Source organism: Amycolatopsis vastitatis, from assembly GCF_002234595.1.
GTDB lineage: Bacteria > Actinomycetota > Actinomycetes > Mycobacteriales > Pseudonocardiaceae > Amycolatopsis > Amycolatopsis vastitatis.
Genome location: NZ_NMUL01000054.1, coordinates 1 through 17,929 on the forward strand (window position 1 = coordinate 1; position 17,929 = coordinate 17,929).

At 72.4% G+C, this 17,929-nt stretch carries 19 protein-coding genes and 1 pseudogene; 13 read left to right on the forward strand and 7 right to left on the reverse strand.

Going from position 1 to position 17,929, the window contains the following annotated elements:
- On the forward strand, positions 1-589 hold a 589-nt coding region (locus CF165_RS40785; protein WP_158226908.1), incomplete at its 5' end, for a phosphotransferase.
- Between the two features lie 71 nt (positions 590-660).
- Here the strand turns inward: CF165_RS40785 and CF165_RS40790 are convergent.
- Positions 661-1,137 (reverse strand): hypothetical protein, encoded by a 477-nt coding sequence (locus tag CF165_RS40790; RefSeq protein WP_143268794.1) that lies wholly within the window; start codon positions 1,135-1,137, stop codon positions 661-663.
- Positions 1,138-1,429: 292 nt separating this feature from the next.
- Here CF165_RS40790 and CF165_RS40795 point away from each other — a divergent pair, with 292 nt between their 5' ends.
- From CF165_RS40795 to CF165_RS40805, 3 genes are all read left to right on the forward strand, one after another.
- Positions 1,430-1,840, forward strand: a complete 411-nt coding sequence (locus tag CF165_RS40795; protein WP_093952940.1) for a helix-turn-helix domain-containing protein — start codon at positions 1,430-1,432, stop codon at positions 1,838-1,840.
- Positions 1,841-1,875: 35 nt separating this feature from the next.
- Positions 1,876-2,340, forward strand: a complete 465-nt coding sequence (locus CF165_RS40800; protein WP_093952941.1) for a VOC family protein — start codon at positions 1,876-1,878, stop codon at positions 2,338-2,340.
- A 75-nt stretch (positions 2,341-2,415) separates the two neighbouring features.
- Complete coding sequence (locus CF165_RS40805; protein ID WP_093952942.1) at positions 2,416-2,982, forward strand: dihydrofolate reductase family protein; 567 nt, start codon at positions 2,416-2,418, stop codon at positions 2,980-2,982.
- A 2-nt stretch (positions 2,983-2,984) separates the two neighbouring features.
- Here CF165_RS40805 and CF165_RS40810 read toward each other — a convergent pair whose 3' ends face one another.
- Positions 2,985-3,992 (reverse strand): RNA polymerase subunit sigma-70, encoded by a 1,008-nt coding sequence (locus CF165_RS40810; RefSeq protein WP_093952943.1) that lies wholly within the window; start codon positions 3,990-3,992, stop codon positions 2,985-2,987.
- A gap of 87 nt (positions 3,993-4,079) precedes the next feature.
- Positions 4,080-4,541 carry a hypothetical protein gene (locus CF165_RS40815; protein ID WP_143268795.1) on the reverse strand — a complete coding sequence of 154 codons (462 nt, stop codon included), beginning with the start codon at positions 4,539-4,541 and terminating at the stop codon, positions 4,080-4,082.
- Between the two features lie 136 nt (positions 4,542-4,677).
- Between CF165_RS40815 and CF165_RS40820 the strand changes: the two genes are divergently transcribed.
- The 3 genes from CF165_RS40820 to CF165_RS40830 all read left to right on the forward strand — a co-directional run bounded on the left by CF165_RS40820 (position 4,678) and on the right by CF165_RS40830 (position 8,521).
- Positions 4,678-6,456 carry a serine/threonine-protein kinase gene (locus tag CF165_RS40820; RefSeq protein WP_093952945.1) on the forward strand — a complete coding sequence of 593 codons (1,779 nt, stop codon included), beginning with the start codon at positions 4,678-4,680 and terminating at the stop codon, positions 6,454-6,456.
- Positions 6,457-6,539: 83 nt separating this feature from the next.
- A complete protein-coding gene (locus CF165_RS40825) occupies positions 6,540-7,733 on the forward strand; it encodes a right-handed parallel beta-helix repeat-containing protein (protein ID WP_093952946.1) in 1,194 nt (397 codons plus the stop codon).
- A complete protein-coding gene (locus CF165_RS40830; RefSeq protein ID WP_093952954.1) occupies positions 7,730-8,521 on the forward strand; it encodes an FHA domain-containing protein in 792 nt (263 codons plus the stop codon). The genes CF165_RS40825 and CF165_RS40830 overlap by 4 nt, the downstream gene beginning before the upstream one ends.
- A 140-nt stretch (positions 8,522-8,661) precedes the next feature.
- Here CF165_RS40830 and CF165_RS40835 read toward each other — a convergent pair whose 3' ends face one another.
- From CF165_RS40835 to CF165_RS40845, 3 genes and pseudogenes are all read right to left on the reverse strand, one after another.
- The gene (locus CF165_RS40835) at positions 8,662-9,333 is read right to left on the reverse strand and encodes a winged helix-turn-helix domain-containing protein (RefSeq protein ID WP_093952947.1); all 672 of its coding nucleotides are present in this window, start codon (positions 9,331-9,333) and stop codon (positions 8,662-8,664) included.
- Positions 9,334-9,360: 27 nt separating this feature from the next.
- A pseudogene (locus tag CF165_RS40840) lies at positions 9,361-9,558 on the reverse strand (helix-turn-helix domain-containing protein); the annotation flags it as partial.
- 21 nt (positions 9,559-9,579) lie between these two features.
- Positions 9,580-11,025 (reverse strand): AfsR/SARP family transcriptional regulator, encoded by a 1,446-nt coding sequence (locus tag CF165_RS40845; protein WP_143268797.1) that lies wholly within the window; start codon positions 11,023-11,025, stop codon positions 9,580-9,582.
- 56 nt (positions 11,026-11,081) lie between these two features.
- On the opposite strand from CF165_RS40845, the gene CF165_RS40850 reads away from it, so the two are divergent.
- From CF165_RS40850 to CF165_RS40860, 3 genes are all read left to right on the forward strand, one after another.
- Positions 11,082-11,753, forward strand: a complete 672-nt coding sequence (locus CF165_RS40850) for a response regulator transcription factor (RefSeq protein ID WP_205661126.1) — start codon at positions 11,082-11,084, stop codon at positions 11,751-11,753.
- A complete protein-coding gene (locus CF165_RS40855) occupies positions 11,750-12,994 on the forward strand; it encodes a sensor histidine kinase (protein WP_093952949.1) in 1,245 nt (414 codons plus the stop codon). The genes CF165_RS40850 and CF165_RS40855 overlap by 4 nt, the downstream gene beginning before the upstream one ends.
- A gap of 81 nt (positions 12,995-13,075) precedes the next feature.
- On the forward strand, positions 13,076-14,902 hold the full coding sequence (locus CF165_RS40860; protein WP_240522032.1) for a fibronectin type III domain-containing protein: 1,827 nt from the start codon (positions 13,076-13,078) through the stop codon (positions 14,900-14,902).
- Positions 14,903-14,909: 7 nt separating this feature from the next.
- Here CF165_RS40860 and CF165_RS40865 read toward each other — a convergent pair whose 3' ends face one another.
- A complete protein-coding gene (locus tag CF165_RS40865) occupies positions 14,910-16,283 on the reverse strand; it encodes a serine/threonine protein kinase (RefSeq protein WP_240522033.1) in 1,374 nt (457 codons plus the stop codon).
- A gap of 183 nt (positions 16,284-16,466) precedes the next feature.
- Here CF165_RS40865 and CF165_RS40870 point away from each other — a divergent pair, with 183 nt between their 5' ends.
- The 3 genes from CF165_RS40870 to CF165_RS52205 form a co-directional block, all read left to right on the forward strand.
- Positions 16,467-17,258 (forward strand): hypothetical protein, encoded by a 792-nt coding sequence (locus CF165_RS40870; RefSeq protein WP_093952952.1) that lies wholly within the window; start codon positions 16,467-16,469, stop codon positions 17,256-17,258.
- A 4-nt stretch (positions 17,259-17,262) separates the two neighbouring features.
- Complete coding sequence (locus CF165_RS40875) at positions 17,263-17,610, forward strand: hypothetical protein (protein ID WP_143268799.1); 348 nt, start codon at positions 17,263-17,265, stop codon at positions 17,608-17,610.
- A 53-nt stretch (positions 17,611-17,663) separates the two neighbouring features.
- Positions 17,664-17,929 (forward strand): hypothetical protein (locus CF165_RS52205; RefSeq protein ID WP_205661127.1); only part of this gene is annotated, 266 nt, incomplete at its 3' end.

Below are 17,929 nucleotides of genomic sequence, written 5' to 3' on the forward strand. Positions count from 1 at the left end.
CGAACGGGACCCGCGGCGAGCCGGGCGTGTGTCGGCCCGTCTCGGTGACGTGGTCCGGGCGATGCACGGCAGCCGGCGCGATCGATACGGTCGCCCGGGCACTGACCGGACCGGCGGCACCGATCCGGTCGAGCAGATCGTGCTGCGCCGCGCGCTGGGCCATCTCGCCGAGGCCGCGGCTCGCGTCGACCGGATCGCGGCGGCCGGGCACCGCCTCCTGGACCTCCTCCACGAGCGACACGCCGCCGTACTTCCCCGTACCGAGTACGGGTTCATCCACGGCGAGCTGGGTCCCGATCACGTCCTGGTCGACGACCGTGACGAGCCGGTGCTGATCGACATCGAGGGCGCCATGTTCTTCGATGTCGAATGGGAGCACGCGTTCCTGGAGCTGCGCTTCGGAACCGGCTACTCCTGTTTCCGCCGTGACGACCTGGACAGCGACCGATTGAGGTTTTATCGCCTCGCCATGCATCTGTCGCTCGTGGCGGGCCCGTTGCGCCTGCTGGACGGTGATTTCCCGGATCGGCCGGCAATGCTGGAGATCGTGGAACACAACGTCGGCCGAACCCTGGCGCAGCTTCCCTGAGAACCCAGGGGGCGATCCGCTGAGCTGTCCGAGCCTCCCCCGGCACCGCCGGGGGAGGCCGACTCCGAGCGTCAGCAGGCCCGATGGTTGCTGACCGCCCACCGCGCGACGCTTTCACCGGGGATCGTCTGATCGGTCAGAACCTCCACGGGACCCCGGAACGAGCCCGCGGGCCGCCAGGCGCCCGACGCGAAGTACTTGGCGTCGGCGCATCCGCCGGCTCCGATGTAGAACGACACGGCCCGGCTCCAGTACAAGGGGCTGCCGTCCGTGCGCCGGTGAGCCGGGAGGATCGCCTGGTAGCCGCCGGCGACGTTGTCCCTCGACACTCCGATCCCGATGGTGTTCTCGTTGCTGATGTAGCTCGTCAGCGCCAGCGGCGTGACAGCGGAACCGGTGTCCGCAGCCGAAACCGAGTGGTCCGCGTTCACCGTCAGCCACCGGGTGGCCGGGCCGGCTGCGGCGCTCGCGGGTACGGCCGCCGCAATCGCGGCGACCACCGGGAGCATCAGCACCAGTCCCCGTGACAGAATGCTGGTCTTCCTCATGGTGTCCCCTTCCCCGTGTCCTTCGGCGCCTGCGTTCGGCGCCCTGTGCGGGAAACAATGCGCCGAGGGACCGGGTGAAATATCAGCAAAGCGGTAAAATGTGCAGGTCAGGACGCTCTTGGGCGAGGCGGCTCAGGCGGACCGTGACGTCCAGGCCGCCGGCCGCTTCCTCGCCGGCGTCATGGTCCACCAGCTGCCCGGCGCACCGTGCACCTGCACTGGGACAATGCGGGTGCGCGGGTCGCCGGCCTGCTGACGTTCGTGGCGGGCGAAAGGCTGTCCTACGGTGAGCATGAGTCCCCGGGAGGACCAGAACCGGCGGTTGCTGCGTGCCCGGGACGTCATGGACCGCGACTTCGTCAAGCCGCTCGACGTGCCCGCGCTCGCCCGGGTCGCCCTGATGTCGCCCACCCACTTCACCCGCGAGTTCCGGGCGGCATTCGGTGAGACACCGCACCGCTACCTCCAGCGGCGGCGGATCGAACGGGCGATGGCGCTCTTGCGGACCACCCCGGCGACCGTCACCGAGGTCGCCTCCCGGGTCGGGTTCGAGAGCCTGGGGACCTTCAGCCGGACGTTCCGCGCGGTCGTCGGCCTTCCCCCCAGCGGGTACCGGGCTCGCGCACGGCCGCTCGACGCACCCGTGTGCTTCGTCAAGGCGTGGACCAGGCCGAGTGGTCTCGGCCATGGTCGTTTCGGATAAGCCGCCCGGTCCGCGGCGGCCATAGGGTACGAGCCATGTTCAACCGCATCCGCATCACGTCCGTCCACGTTCTCGACCAGGACGAAGCCCTCGACTTCTACGTCGGCAAGCTCGGGTTCGAGGTCGACACCGATGTCGACCTCGGGTTCATGCGCTGGCTGACGATCAAGCTGCCCGCCGACCCCGAGCGCGAACTGCTGCTGGAGGTGCCCGGGCCGCCCGCGCTCGGCGACGAGGTCGCCGCGCAGGTGCGTGCCCTGGTGACCAAGGGCGCCATGGGCGTCGCGGCGATTCTCACCACCGACGACTGCCAGAAGACCTACGACACCCTGGTCGCCAAGGGTGTCGAGTTCACCGAGACACCGACCGAGCAGCCGTACGGCATCGACTGCGCCCTGCGCGACCCGTTCGGCAACCACCTCCGCATCACCCAGCCGGCCGGCGATCCCGTGGAGATCACCGACGCCGACCGCGAGCGCTGGTCCGGTGCGACCGGGTAGCCCATCGCCCACCGATCAGGTTTCCGCGCCGCGCCCGTCTGTACTGGTGAGATCGACTCACGAGAGGCTGGCACGATGCGGAAACTGATCTTCGGCATGAACCTGACCCTGGACGGCTACATCGCCGCGCCCGGCGACGACATCGGCTGGAGCGGGCCGCCGAGCGACGAGCTGTTCCAGTGGTGGCTCGACCACGAGCGGGCGATCGGTCTGACGCTGTACGGGCGCAAGCTGTGGGAGGCGATGAGCTCCTACTGGCCGACCGGCGACCAGCAGCCCGGCGCCACGCCGGCGCAGATCGAGTTCGCGCGGAACTGGCGGGACACGCCGAAGGTGGTGTTCTCCTCGACGATCGACAAGGTCGACTGGAACACCCGCCTGGTCACCGGCGACGCGGTCGCCGAGATCACCCGGCTCAAGGCCGGGGACGGCGGCCCGATGGGCATCGGCGGCGCGACGCTCGCCGGGGCCGCCATGCGGGCCGGGCTGATCGACGAGTACCGGCTGGCCACCCACCCGGTCCTGATCGGCGGCGGCACGCCGTTCTTCACGGCGCTGGACAGCTGGGTGAACCTGAACCTCGTGGAGACGCGGACGTTCCCCGGCGGCGTGGTGCTGACCCGGTACGAGACGAGGCGATGAGATCACAGTGCCGGGGGCAGGCCCAGCCAGGGTTTGCCGGTGGCGTCGAATCCGGTGAGCTCGGCGATCTTCCCGTCGACGACGTGCAGGACCGCGACGGCGAACAGCCGGTACTCCGGGTCGCCGGGGCTGCGGAGGTACAGCGCGGCGGCAGGCATCCGGTTGACGGTCGTGGTGATACCGCGCCAGTCGTCGTGGCCGCGCTGGAAGAGCCCACCGGAGACCCAGCCGTCCACCGCGTCCCGGGCCGTCCTGGTCGAGGTGCCCGCGTCGGGCAGCATCGCGAAGCGCAGGTCGTCGCGCAGCAGGGCCGTCAGCCCGTCGAGGTCGTTGCGCTCATGGGCGTCGATGTACGACTTCACCACGCCGCGCTCGTCGTCCGACAGCTCGTGGGTGGCGGGGCTCCGCCAGTCGAGGCGGCGGTCGGGCAGCTGTTCGCGCATCGTCACGCGCGCCCGCTGCAGGGCGCTGGTCACGGAGGCGACGGTCAGCTCCAGGGCCTCGGCGGCCTTCGACGCCGGCCAGCCGAGGACGTCGCGCAGGACGAGCACCGCCCGCTGCCGCGGCGGCAGGTGCTGGACGGCGACGATGAACGCCAGCTCGATCGTCTCCCGCGCCACCACCGATTCCTGCGGGTCCTCGGGGAGCATCCGGTCGGGGTACGGCTGCAGGTACAGCACCTCGGAGCCGGCGTCCGGCAGCCCGGACGGCACGGGGGTGCGGTCGTCGCGTTTCTCCAGGAAGTCGAGGCAGACGTTCGTCGCGATCCGGTACAGCCAGGTCCGCAGCGCGGCGTGGCCCTTGAACGACTCGCGCTTGTGCCACGCTCGCAGGAACGTCTCCTGCGTCATGTCCTGGGCGTCCGCGTAGTTCGCGAGCATCCGGTAGCAGTGGACCTGCAGCGCACGCCGGTGGCGCTCGGTGATGAGCGCGAACCGCGCCGCATCGCCTGCGCGGGCCGCCGCGATGAACGTGGTCTCGTCGGCGTCCAGCGGTCTGGCGTCGGTCATGGTCGTCGATCCTTCCACCGGGGCGAGGGGGCTACCAGAACTGACGACGCGGCGGAGGATTTCTGATCGGTCGAGCCGCCGTCTCCGTCACCACCGGCGGAGGCGGTGGCCCCCGTCGCCCCAGAACGAAGCGAACCGGACGCCGTCTTCGGTGCCAAGGAACATGGCTCCCACCACGGCCGCGCCGAGACCGAGCACCTCGGTGAGCATCGGCAGCACATACGGCAACGGGTCCGTGCCGTCGAGTGCGTCCAAGGCGATCAGGCGGATGGTCGACGGCGTGGCGATCAACGCCCCGAGCAGGAACAGCCCGCACCAAGCCTGCTGCCACCGCCGCCGCCTGGCGGGACTGAACACCCGCACACGCAATCGGCGCTCACACGAGCCGCAGGCCACCGTGGCTTCGACGACGCCGATGGCGGGCCGCGAAACCGGGATGTCGCTCAGCGAGTACCGGACGGTGGTCGCGGAGACGAAGACGTACTCGCGGTGTCGCTCGCCGTGGATGCAGGCCAGCCGCACCTGCGGATATTCACCTGTCTTCGTCACCGTGCCCCTCGCGGCTTCCCGTGCTGCGTGCTGCCGCAGTATCGGGCGGGACGACGGGGAGCGGTCCCGAGGATCGGCGCGCGGTGACGCTGGGTCAGCGGAGCGACACAGCGTTTCGTAGACTGCCCACGTGGGCATGGGGCGAGTCGTGGCCGGCCGTTATCGGCTGGAGGAGGAGCTCGGCCGAGGTGGCATGGGCGTCGTGTGGCGGGCGGTCGATCTCGAGCTCGGCAGGCAGGTGACGCTCAAGCGAGCGCTGGGCGAGGACGCCGGGCAGATCCGGCGTGAGGCGCGGATCGGGGCCGGGCTGCTGCACTCGAACGTCGTCACGGTGTTCGACACGGTCGTCGACGGGGACGCCCAGTGGCTGGTCACGGAGTACCTCGCCGCCCGGAGCCTCGAGGAACTCGTCGACGACGAGGGGCCGCTGCCCGAGGACCGCGTCCGGCGGATCGGCGCGCAGCTCGCCTCGGCGCTCGCGGACATGCACTCCCGCGGCATCATTCACCGCGACGTCAAACCGGGCAACGTCCTGGTGACCGCGGACGACGTCGCCAAGCTGACCGACCTGGGCATCGCCCGCTGGACCGAGGTCACCCGCACCGGCGGCGCCCAGCTCACCGGCACACTCGGGTACGTCGCCCCGGAGGTGGCCGACGGCGCCGAAGCCGGCGCCGCCTCGGACGTCTTCTCCCTGGGAGCCACCCTCTACGCCGCGATCGAAGGCCGGTCGCCGTGGGGCTCGGGCGAGGACGGCCCGTTCGCGCAGATGCGCCGGGCCGCCGCCGGACGGCCCGCGCCCGCCGAGCGCGCCGGGCCGTTCGCGCCGGTGCTCGCCGCGCTGATGGCCCGGCACCCGGCTGACCGGCCTGGCGCCGCCGAGGTGGTCACGCTGCTCACGGCGGACGCGCCCGCGCCGCTACGTCGACCTGGCCGCCGCCTGCGCCGCCGGCTGCTCGCCGGGGCCGCGGTGCTGGCGGTGGCCGCGCTGGTGGCCGGGTTCGTCGTCGGACGGCCGCTGTGGGCGACCACCACCGGCGCCCCGGCCGGGGCGAACACCCTCGGCCCCGACCCGGCCGGGACGGACCCGTGCGCGGCGATCTCGCTCAACTCGCTCACCTCGTTCGGGGAGCCGTTCGTCGACCCCGAGGTGCTGAACTTCGGCACCTGCGTGGTCACCACCACGCTGGCCGACGGCACCGGACAGGTGCAGACCCGGCTCGACCTGACCGGCCCGCTGCGGTACCCGCCCCGGCCGCCGGTGCCCGGCAAGATGGGCGAAATCGAGTACCCCGAGGCTCACGACGGCTCCTGCGAGCGCGCCATTTCGCTGGCCGACGCCAACCGGATCGTCGTCACCTCGCACCCGGTGACCCGCGCGCAGAACGCGCCGCTGTGCACCTTTTCGGAGGCGGTGCTGTCCGGCGTGCTGGCCACGCTCGCCAACGGCCCCCTGCCGCGGCGCGCCCAGCCGCTCCCGGACTGGTCACTGGCGCACGTCGACGCCTGCGGCCTGCTCGACGACGCCACGACCTCGGGTGTGCTGGGCCAGGCCAAGGAACCGGACCGCGGGTTCGGCCGCTGGAACTGCACCTGGGAGCACGACCCGCGCACGATCACCGTGGAGTTCAGCCGGGAATGGCCGATCGAGGCGGACGAGGACGTGCCGGGCGACCGGATCCGCGTCGGTACCCGCACCGCCGTCATCGCGCCGGTGCCGGGCGGGCACCCGGAGTGCGCGGTCAAGGTCGTGCACCGCTCCTACACGCCGGTGCTGCCGGTCCTGCGCGGCACCCCCTCGCACCGGGAGGAGATCGCCGTGGTCTCCGTCGAGGACACCGCGGCGGCCGGTGGCGACGCGCTGTGCGCCACCGCGCGCTCGCTGGCGGAGGTCCTCGTCCGGCGGCTGCCGTGAACCGGGGACCGGTCCCCGGCCGCCCCGGCTAGAAAGGGGAGAGCCGGGACCGGATTCGCGGACCGGAGGAGACGGGACGAGAAGTGGCGATACGGGTACTGGCCGGCGTGGCGCTCCTGGTGGTGGCCATGACCGGTCCGGCGGCCGAGGGGGCCGCCGGACCGGTGCCGCGGACCTGGCGGGTCGGGCCGCACGGGCAGTACGCAGGAGTCCAGGCCGCGGCCGACAGAGCCCGCCCGGGTGACACGGTCGCGATCGAGGCCGGCACGTACCCGGGCGGGCTGACCGTCCGCCGCGACGGCGCCCCGGGCCGCCCGATCCGGTTCGCCGGCACCGGCGGCACCGCGGTGCTGACCGGCGCCGGGGGCCTGGCCATCGGCGGGCACAGCTGGCTGGAGTTCACCGACGTGACCGTGTCCGGCTCGACCGGCTTCGGCGTGTACGCCGAGGGCGCGCACGACCTCGTGTTCGACCGCTTCGGCGTCGACGGCTCCCGCGACGGCGGGCTCGTGCTGGTCGGCACCCGGCGGGTGCGCGTCGCGAACTGCGACATCCGCGGCACCAACTCCCGCGGCACCTCGGCCGACCACGAAGCGCTGAGCATCGCCTCGGGCTCCTCGGACGTCGAGGTGTCCGGCTGCCGCGTGCACGGCAACGGCGAAGAGGGCATCGACGTCAAGTACGACGACGCCGCCCGGGTGAAGATCCACCACAACGTCGTGACCGGTAACCGGGGGCCGGACATCTACGTCGACTCTTCGTCCATTGTGGACGTGTACGCCAACGTCGTCGGCGGTACCCGCGAAGCCACCAAGGCCGGGATCGGGCTCGCCGTCGAGGACTACTCGGAAAGCCGGCTGCTCTCGGACATCCGGGTCTTCGACAACCTGTCCACCGGCAACGCGCAGGCCGGGCTGAGCCTCTGGGCCGAGTCGACCGGGACCATGCGGGACCTGAAGATCGTCAACAACACCTTCGCCGGCAACGCCCGCGGCTCGGTGCTGATCGACGCCGACCGGTTCGCCGGGACGAAAACCCTGCGGAACAACGTGTTCGGCGACGGACCGGTCGACACCGGGCCGTTCGCCGCCGACCACAACTTCGCCGGAAACCCGGGGTTCGCCGATCCGGCGCGCGGCGACTACCACCTCGCCGCGGGCTCGGCCGCGGTCGACGCCGGCAACCCCGGTTACGCCCCCGCGTTCGATCTCGACGGCGTCGCCCGGCCCGCCGGCGCGGGCTTCGACATCGGCGCGTACGAACGGAGGTGGCCGTGACCACCGAACGTCTCGACCCGCACCACCGGCGCAGCCTGCGCCACGGCGTCGCCGACACGGTGCCGGGCACGTTGAGCGCGCTCACCGTCACCGGCGGCGTCGCGGTGCCGCCGTCGCCGGGTAACCGGGTGACCTTCGGGCGCAACCGGCTGGAGGTCGACGTCTGCGTCGGCGAGGAAGACGTGCGGATCAGCCGGGTCCACGGGATGCTCGTGCGCGAGCGGGACCGCTGGTGGCTCAGCAACACCGGCCGTTCGCCGATCCGGCTGTCCGACAGCGTCCTGCTGCACCGCGACAGCGAACCGCTGCCGCTGGCCGACGGCTACACCGCGCTGTTCCTGCGCGGCACCCGCGAGCACGTGCTGGAGCTGCTCGTCTCGGACGGCGAGGCCGGCGTCACCACGCGCCGCCCGACGCATCCGACGGCGCCGCCGAAACGGTGGCGGCTGTCCCCGGAGGAGCACCTCGTGCTGGCGGTGCTCGGGCAGCGCTACCTCGGCTACGACCCCCAGCCACTGCCGCTGTCCCGTCAGCAGGCGGCCGCCGAACTCGCCGAACGACGGCCGCACGAGAACTGGACGGCCAAGCGCGTCGAACACCTCGTTTCCCGCGTCCGCCAACGGCTTTCCGACGCCGGGGTGCACGGGCTGCGGCGCGAGGAGGTGGGGGAGCCGGTGGGGCTGACCCTGACCGTGAACCTGCTGCGGGAACTGGTGCTGTCGACGACGCTGGTGCCGATGGACCTGGAATGGCTCGAGCTGCCCGATCCGCCGCTGTCTCCCGGATGAGGGCTTCGGGAGTAGTGCCTCATCGCCCGGCATCTCGGGGACCGGTCCCCGAGCCGGTGAACTAGAACTCAGACATGCCGCGGTCCAGGAAACGGAAGTCCGGGAAGCCACGACGCCGTGCCGTCGGGCGGGACAGGACGCTAATCAGTCCGGCGGGGCTCGCCGAGCAGGTATCCGGTGCCGCGGACCGTGTGGATCACCCGTGGTTCGCCGAGTTTGCCGCGCAGCTGGGCGATCAGGACGTCCAGGACGTTGGTGGCCGGGGGAACGAGCTCGTCCCAGGCGGCGGCCAGCAGGTCGGCGCGGCGGACCGGTTCGCCCGGCGTGGCGAGCAGGCGGCGCAGGACGGCGAACTCCTTGCCGGTCAACGTGAGCAGGACGCCGCCGCGGCGGGCCTCGTGGCGGCCGATGTCCAGCTCGAGATCGGAAAACCGCAGGACGGGGGCAGGGCCCGGGTCGCCGCGCCGGCACAGGCTCCGCACCCTGGCCAGGAACTCGGCCATCGCGAACGGCTTGACCAGGTAGTCGTCGCCCCAGGCCAGCCCGGCGATGCGGTCGTCCACGGTGTCCCGCGCGGTGAGGAACAGGACCGGCACGCCCCAGCCGCTCCGGCGGCGGCCCGCCACGTAGGCCAGCGCATCGCCGGCGGGCAGCATCCGGTCGAACACCGCGCAGTCGTAGGCGTTGACGCTCACCGCTTCGTCGGCGTCCGGCAAGTCGGCGGCGACGTCCACCGCGAATCCGGCACCCCGCAGGGATGCCTCCACGGCCACCCGGAGATTCTCGTCGTCTTCGGTGACCAGCACTCGCATGCACGAAAGCGTAGCGTGATCGGCCGTTCAGCCCACGTCGAGGAGCCAGCCACGATCGGCTGCCTTCACGCCGGCCTGGAACCGGCTTCGCGCGCCGAGCCGGTCCATGATGCCGGCCACCATCCGGCGCACGGTGCGGACCGAGACGCCCAGCCGTACCGCCGCCGACTCGTCGGTGTAGCCGGCCGTGAGCAGCGTGAGCAGCTGCCGTTCCCGGTCGCTCAGCCGGTCGTCGATGCGCATGGCTCAGGCGACTTTCCCGGGTTCACGCCGCCGGATGGTCCACAGTGGATGGACCGCGGGCGTTCCCGATGCGGCCGCGGCTTCGCGCAGGGCGCCCGGAAGGCCGTGGCAGCGCCGCACGGTCGCGGCGACCACCGGCTCGTCGGCGCCGGCGCCGCGTTCTCCGGCCACCGCGCGGAACAGCGTCGCCGCCTCGGCCGGGGGGAGCGGCCCGAGCCGGACGTGGACCGCGCCGTCGACGTGCAGGTCCCCGGTCCGGCCGGTGATCAGCACCGCGCTCGAGCCGGTCGCGGGCAGCAGCGGTTCCACCTGCGCGGCGTCCGCGACGTCGTCGAAGAGCAGCAGCACCCGGCGGAACGCGAGTTCGGATCGCCACAGCGCGGCCCGTTCGTCCACGTCGGCCGGGACGAGCGCGGGCGGGATGCCGATGCTGTGCAGCAGCCTGGCCAGTACCGTCGCGGCCGGCACCGGCGAGCCCGCCGCCCCCCGCAGATCGACGGAGAACTGGCCGTCGGGGAACCGCGCGGCCAGCCGGTGCGCCGCATGCACCGCGAGGGCCGTCTTGCCGGCCCCGGCCGGGCCGGTCACGACGGCGACGCGCGGGTTGCCGGTGCACGCGACGTCCAGGATCTCGAGCTCCCGGCCGCGGCCGGTGAACAACGGCGTGTCGCGGGGCAGCTCGCGGCGGGGCGGCCGCTCGGCGGGGCGTGCGCCGCCGTGCATCGCCCGGAACGCGTCCGCCAGCTCGGGCCCCGGCCGGACGCCCAGCTCGGCGGCCAGTACGCGGCGTGCCTCGTGGTACGCGGCGAGCGCCTGGGCGGGCCGCCCCAGCACGTGCCACGCACGGACCAGCCGCGCCCACGCGTCTTCACGCAGCGGATCGTCCGAGGTGAGCGAACGCAATGTGGTGACGGCATCGGCCGGGCGGCCGAGCTCCAGCTGTGCCTCGGCGAGGCAGGCCCACAGCTCACGACGCAGGTCGTCGAGCTTCGCCACGGCGTCGCCGAGGTCGAGGCCCAGACCTTCGTACGGTCGCCCGCACCAGCGTCCCAGTGCTTCGGTGGCCAGCTCGAACGCCGTCGCCGCCGCACCTTCGGCCAGCGCGTGCCGGGCGGCGTCGGCCGCTTCGGCGGCGCACTGGGCGTCGAGCTCGCCGGGGGCGACCCTCAGCCGGTAGGCGCCGGGCCTGCTCTCGATGCGCGCGCCGTCGTCGTGGCGGGGCAGCAGCCGCCGCAGCCGCCACAGGTAGGTCTTGAGGTTGGCCTCGGCCGACGCCGGCGCGTCCTGTTCCGGCCAGGTGGCCTCGATCAGCCGGTCCACCGCGACCCACCCGTTGGGCCGCACCAGAAGCGCGGCCAGCACCGCGACGGGCTTCCCGCCGCCGAGCCGGCACGCGAGACCGTCGCGGCCACGCACCTCGAGTGGCCCCAGGACCTGGAAGAGCACCATGCTCACACCCCCGCTCTGTACGACGTCCACGATCGCGCCGCGCACATGAGGATCCGATGACAGCCGCGCGGGTACTGGTGGTGGAGGACGACGAGGACCTGCGGGTGGCGGTGACCACCGAGCTGGCCGCGTCCGGACTGCGGGTCGGCCAGGCGGGTGACCTCGCCGGCGCGCACGCCGAGCTGGCGGGCGCGGACTACGACTGCGCCGTCTTCGACCGCATGCTGCCCGACGGCGACTCGATCGGCTACGTCCACCGGCGCCGCCTGGAGGGCTGGGCGGTGCCGGTGCTGTTCCTCACCGCCCGCGACAGCCTCGACGACCGGGTGGCCGGTTTCGAACACGGCGGCGACGACTATCTGGTGAAACCGTTCGCCGTGGCCGAAATGACCGCACGGGTGAACGCGCTGTGCCGCCGTTCCGGCTCGGGACGGCCGTCCGTGCTGCGGCACGACGACCTGGAAATGGACTGCGCCCGCCGGGAAGCCCGCCGATCCGGGACGCTGCTCACCTTGAGCGACAAGGAATTCGCCGTCCTCGAGTTCCTGCTGGCCCGGCCGGGGCAAGCGATCGGGCGGGACGAGCTGATCGAGCACTGCTGGGACAGCCGGACCGATCCGATGTCCAATGTGGTCGACGTCGTGGTCCGGAGGCTGCGCCTGAAGCTGCGCGAACCCGGGCTGATCCACACCGTGCGCGGGCGCGGGTACCGGCTGGCCACCCGGTGAGGCGATCGGCGGCCGACCGGCTGCGCCGCCTGCGCCGGCTGCTCACCTGGCTGTTCACCGGGCTCAACGCGGCAGGCCTCCTCGTGTTCGCCTGGCTCGCGGTCCAGGCCGACACGCAGCAGCGCGAGGTGCGCCTGGACGGCCGGACCAGCCGGGTCACCGCGGCGGTCACCCGGCTGGTCAAGGAGGGCGACGAGGTCGTGACCGGGCTGGTCGGCCAGGACCCGGTGAGCGGCCAGTGCCCTCAGTTCGCGGTCCTGCCCGCCGGCGTGGGCCGGTTCGCGGACTTCACCAGCGCGCGGACGTGTGTCCCGATGGACCCCGTCAAGCTGCGTGCCTGGGCCAACGAGGCGGTCCGCAGCGAAGCCGTCCTCAACGGCTACGGCAGCGGTACCGGCGGAGAGCTGGTCAGGATCGGCGCGGAACCCTTCCGCAACACCGCCGGCCAGTACGCCGGCGCGGTGGTCGTCGTCGCCGACGCCCGTGGCGAGGAGACCGACCACGACCGGCTGGTGCTGTTCGCCGTCGGCGGTTGCGTGCTGCTCGTCGCGGCGCTGGGGGTCGCCGGGCACGTCCTGTCCGGGCGCGCGATCCGGCCCGCGACGGCCGCGCTGGAACAGCAGGAGATCCTGCTCGCGGAAACCGCGCACGACCTGCGCACGCCGGTGGCGGCGCTGCGCGCGCTGGCCGAAACGGCCTTGCGGAACCCGGCCGAACGCGCCGACCTGCTGCCGCGCACGGTCCGGCTGGCCGGGCGGATGGGCAGCATCATCGACGGCCTGCTCGTGCGCGCCCGGCTCGCGGCGGGTGTCGAGTCGCTGGCCATCCAGCCGGTCTGGCTCGACCAGCTGGTCACCGGCGTGGTCGAGGAGACGCCGAAGGAAGACGCCCAGGTGACGGTGACGGCGGCCCCGGCGAAGGTGCTCGCGGACCCCGCGCTGGTCCAGCGGGCCATCGGGAACCTGCTCGACAACGCGATGCGCCACGGACGGCGTCCCGGGTCCGAGGCGATCGTGCACATCACCGTGGCGGGCGGCCGGGTGACGGTGGCCGACCACGGGCCCGGGATCGACGCGGCGGTCGCCGAGGAGACGTTCGACCGGTTCACCAGCGGTGCCGGGTCGAGCGGGCTCGGGCTCTCCATCGTCCGGTGGGTCGCCCAGGCCCACGGCGGAGTCCTGCGGGTCTACAACGCCGAAGTGGGCGGCGCGATCTTCGAACTGAGTTTGCCGGAGGCATGAATGTCACGTACAGCGCGCGCCCGAGCAGGGAATGTATTCGAAAGGGCCGGTTCGTGTACCAGGATTTTTTATGATCGCCGGGTGGGTAAGAGGGGACTCCGGCGGCTTCCGATGACCGCGCTCGTCAGCGTCTGCGCGGTACTGATCGGGGTGGCCGTGTCCGGGGGCGCTTCGCCGTTGCCGGGGCTGGAGCTTTCGCAGGCGGGGCACTGGATCGCCAGCCCGGCCCTCAACCTCGTGCTGTTCGTCAACGGCTCGGCCAAGAGCATGGACGCCCAGGTGCCCGTCGCCGGCCTCGAACCGGGCAGCCAGGTGGTGCAGGGCCCGACCAGCGGGTACGTGATCGGCAAGTCGGCCATCGTCGAATTCGGCAAGTCGGACCTGTCGGTCGACCGCACGCTGACGCCACCGTCCGGCGAGCGGCCCGCTCTCGTGGAAGCCTCCGGCGGCCCGTACCTGGTGTACCGGGAAGCTGGCCGGGTGGTCCGGCTCGGCAGCGGCTTCACCACGCTGCCCGCGGGCGGCCCGCTCGGTGCCCCGGTGGCCACCCCCGACGGCACGCTGTGGCTGAACCGCCTCGATTCCGGCGCGCTGTGCCGGCTGGCGAAGGACTCCGACACGGTGACCTGCCGGGACAACCTCGGCGCGGGGCACACCGGCGGCCTCAGCATCGCCGGTGACCGCGCGGTGTTCGTCGACACGACGACCGACACGATCCGGCAGGTGTCCGGGGACAAGCCGGGCGAACCGGTGGCGATCGGGAAGGACCTTTCGCCCGCGGCGCAGATCGCCCCCGCCGACGCCGACGGCCGGATCGCCGTGCTGGAGCAGGAAAAGCGGCAGCTGTACCTGCTCGACGCCGGGCACACGCCGGCGCAGCCGATCAAGGTCGACCTGCCCGACGGCGTCTATGCGAACCCGACGGCGAGTGCGTCCTCGGTCGTGCTCCTCGATCTGACCCGCCACAACGTGCTCACCTACGGTGCGGACGGCACCCGGCGTCAGGTCACGGCGATCCCGCCGGAATCGGGCACCCCGCAGCTGGTGCGTGGCGACGACAAGCGCGTCTACGTGGACGGCGGGGAGGGCAAGCACGTCCTGGTCGTCGACCCCGACGGCAAGGTCAGCCAGGTGCCGGTGACCGCCGACAAGGCGCCGGCCCCGGCCACCGCGCAGCAGCCGCCGCCGACGCAGCAGCCACCGGCTCAGCAACCGCCGAAGGGCGAGCCCGACGTCCGGCCGGACGGTCCGAAACAGCAGTCTCCGCCGGTGCGGAAGACGGACCCGCCGGTGACGCAGCCGCCGAAGCCCATCCCGCCGAGCCCGCCGGGAATCCCGGCCCAGCTCACCGCGCGGTTGCAGGGAAGTGATGCGCACGTCGCCTGGGGCGCGGCGGCCGACAACCGGGCCGCGGTCACCGCGTACCACGTGACGTGGAAGCCGTCGTCCGGCGCCGGAGCGGGGGCCTCCGACCTGGCGGGCACCGCGCGGTCCACGGTGATCCCCGGCCTGCGCGCGGGCATCACCTACACGATCACCGTGGTCGCGGAGAACAGTGCCGGGCGCGGGACTCCGGCCACGGCGAAGGTGACCGGCCCGGCGATCCCGAAGCCGACGATCACCGTGACCCGGGGGAAGACGGGGACCTACGAGCCGGACCCGGCGGAGTGTTCGGCACCGGATTGCGCCAAGATGCACGTCGTGGTGCGCGGGTTCGCGCCCAACACCCAATTCCACTTCACGCCGCACTGCGGCTGCCAGTACTCGAACGAGGGCCGCTCGTACACCACCGACGCGAACGGTGCCGTCACCTTCGAGGCGTTCGATTTCGGCGCGGTCGGCAAGCAGGCTTGGGTGACCGCGGACAACGGCGTCTCGTCCGCCAAGTACACCTGGCCACCTGACTGAGTCCGGCCTACTGCGTGCAGCGCGCGTCGCGGATGCCCTGCGGTCCACTTTGGACCGTCGCCGAGCCGTTGGTGCCCTGGACGACGAAGCAGTACTTCAGGGACGGCTCCACGTTCACGCGGTGACTCGTCTCGCGCCGCACGTACTCGGTGTGGTTCGGCTTGCCCTCCGGGGCGACGACCACGACGTAGTCGAGGCCGGGTGTGCTGCTGCGCCAGCTGAGGTCCACATAGGTGTCGTGGTCGGCCGGCGTCGCGAGTTCCACCTGCGCGGCCGCCGGTGACGGCGTCGGCCGGGCGGTCGTGGGTGCGGGCGCCGGGGGCACGCTCAGTTCCGCCGGCCGGTTCGTGAAGACGACCACCGCGACGACGGCGAGGACCGCCGCGCCCGCGGCGGCCGCGGCGGTCAGCGCGGTGCGGCGCTTTCGAGGCGCGCCGGTGGTGGGTCCGTACTCGGCCACCAGCTCGCCGAGCGGCCGAGGCGGGAGCACGGCTCCGGAAGGGCCCGGCGCGGGGTGGTTCCCGGGGACGGCGGGGCCGATCATCGCGCCGAGCCGGGTGACGACGAGGGCGGCGTCGATCGGCCGCGCGTCCGGGTTGCCGGCGAGCAGTGACGACACCAGATGAGCGAGGCCGGCGGGCAGATCGGGCCGGTCCAGCGGGGGAACGTCGCCACCGAGGACCCGGAGAGTCACCGCGTCCGCGGGCTCACCGGGCCGGCCCTGGTGCGGCGGCCGCCCGGACAGCGCGAGGTACAGGACGGCGCCGAGGCCGTAGAGGTCGGTGCGTTCGTCGAGGGTTCCGTCACGCACGGTTTCGGCGGCGAGGTATTCGACGCCGCTTTCCCGGTCCCGCGGGAAGAACTGGCGCAGGGTCAAGCCGAAGTCGGCCAGCACCGGGGCGCCGGACGGCCGGAAGAGCACGTTGCCCGGCGTGACACCGCCGTGGACGAGCCCGGCTTGGTGCGCCTCGGCCAGTGTGGAGGCGAGGGCTTCGCCGAGCGCCAGCGTATCGGTGATCGACAGCGGCCCGAACGCGGCGACCAGTTCCGGCAACGACTGCGCGCACAGTTCCATCCGGATCCCGCAGCGCCCGTCGGCGAGTTCCCGGACCTCGTCCGGCACGAGCGCGGTACCCCGATCGCGCAACCCGGCGAGCGCGCTCAGTTCCTTGTCGAGCTCGTTGCGGGTCCGGCGATCCAGCTTGCCCGGGTACACCTTGAGGGCGAACCCCTCGCCGGTCGTGCCGTGCACCCCCGCCAGCACCTGGGCGACCGGGCCTTCGCCCAGCGGCACCAATTCGCCGTGTTCCGTGTCCGCCATGGTCCTGCTCGCCCTCGCGCTCGTGCCGATGCCCGGCTTCGCGCGGGCGTGAACTCCCATTCTAGGAATGCATCCCCGCGCGGCGCGCCCAGTTTGGCAGGTTGTGGCCATCAGCGCTCCACAACGGCGGATCTCGCGGGAAATCGGCCGCGAATGTATCGCCGATGTATTCGTGGTGGACCTCCTCGGGTGATTGTTGCGGCGTGGCGGCGACCGGCCGCCGATGACCAGCGAGGTGAGGGCATGAAACGGAATCTCAAGCGGGCGGCCGTTTACGGGGTGGCGGGTCTCGCCACCGCGGCGATCGGGGCGTCGACGGCGAGCGCGCTCGCCGAAGACGGCCAGGAAAACCACGACGTGAAGCCTGCTCAGGCCGCACCTCAGGCGGCTCCGGTCCCGCAGCGGGTTCCTCCCGCCGCCGCTCCGCCGGCCAGGGTCGCCAAGCCGCAGCACACGGTCGACGGCCCGAAGAAGCCGGAGCCTCGGCACGTGGTGCCGGCGGCGCCGCACCGTCCGGCCCTCGCGGCGGCGCGGCCGGTCCTGCCGAAGCAGACGACCGCGAAACACGCCAAGTCGCCGTCGCGGACCCGCTCGTCGGCGGTGCAGAAGACGGTCGACGCGTCGACCACCCGGTACATCGTGCGGGCCGCGGTCCAGGCCGCCACGCCGGCGGTCGAGAAGATCGTCGCCGACACGACCGGTCAGGGGATCGACGAAGCCGTCAAGGCGGTCGGCGTCGCGCACCAGGCCGTCCAGGACGCGGAAAAGACGTTGGGCGAGGCGGGCAAGGCGCTGACCAAGGCCAAGGACACGCTCGGCAAGACCAAGGCGGATCTCGAGAAGATCCGCGACGGTCTGAAGATCAAGAAGGTGCCGTGCGACGACGTGCCCGTCCGGAAGACCGAGCACGGCAAGCGGACTCACGACCGGCACGGCAAGGTGGTGTCGAAGACCGCGTCCGTCACGTCCGGCGGCGTGACTTCGACGTCGACCGCGACGTCGACCAACGGCACCGTCTCCGCGGCCGCGTGGTGACGTCGTGAGCGCGGCATTGGCCGAGCGCCCGGCGCTCGAAGACGCTTACTACATCGTGATTCCGGACCAGGTGTGGTTCGGGCAGAAGGCGCCTGTCGAGGCGCGGGAACGCGGCGAGGAAACTTCCGAGACGTATTACCTGCCGCCGCTCGAGCCCAGGGCGCCACTCAGCCTCGGCGCGGTGACGGGAATCGGTGGCGTGTCGGGCTCGCTGGTGTTCGGCGTCGTCGCCGGCGCGCTCGCCACGTCGCCGATCGGGCTGGCCGTCGGCGTCGCCGCGGGCATTTTCGGCGGCCTGATGGGCAGTTCGCTGGCCGAAGAAATCCACGACCGTTCGAGGGGGAGTTTGTGAACAGGGTGATATCGACGGGCGCCGCGCCACACCGAGAACCGGCTGCCGGTGAGGTGCTCGGTCCGGGAATCGATCTGCGACGCGCGGTGCTGTACTCGCTTTCGGGCGGATTGCTGGCCGTGGCCTTCGGTGTGTTCGGCTGCGAAGCAGCACAGGCCGCGCCGATGCCGGTGGACAGCGACGGGGTGTCGCACGCGCGGTCGGAGGGTGCTTCGCGGCCACCGGCAAGCAAGGGGAGTGCCAAAACGGAACCCGCCAAGAGCAAACCGGCTCCCAGCGGCGGCGACACCGGCAAGCGGCAGGAGGCGCAGCCGAAAAC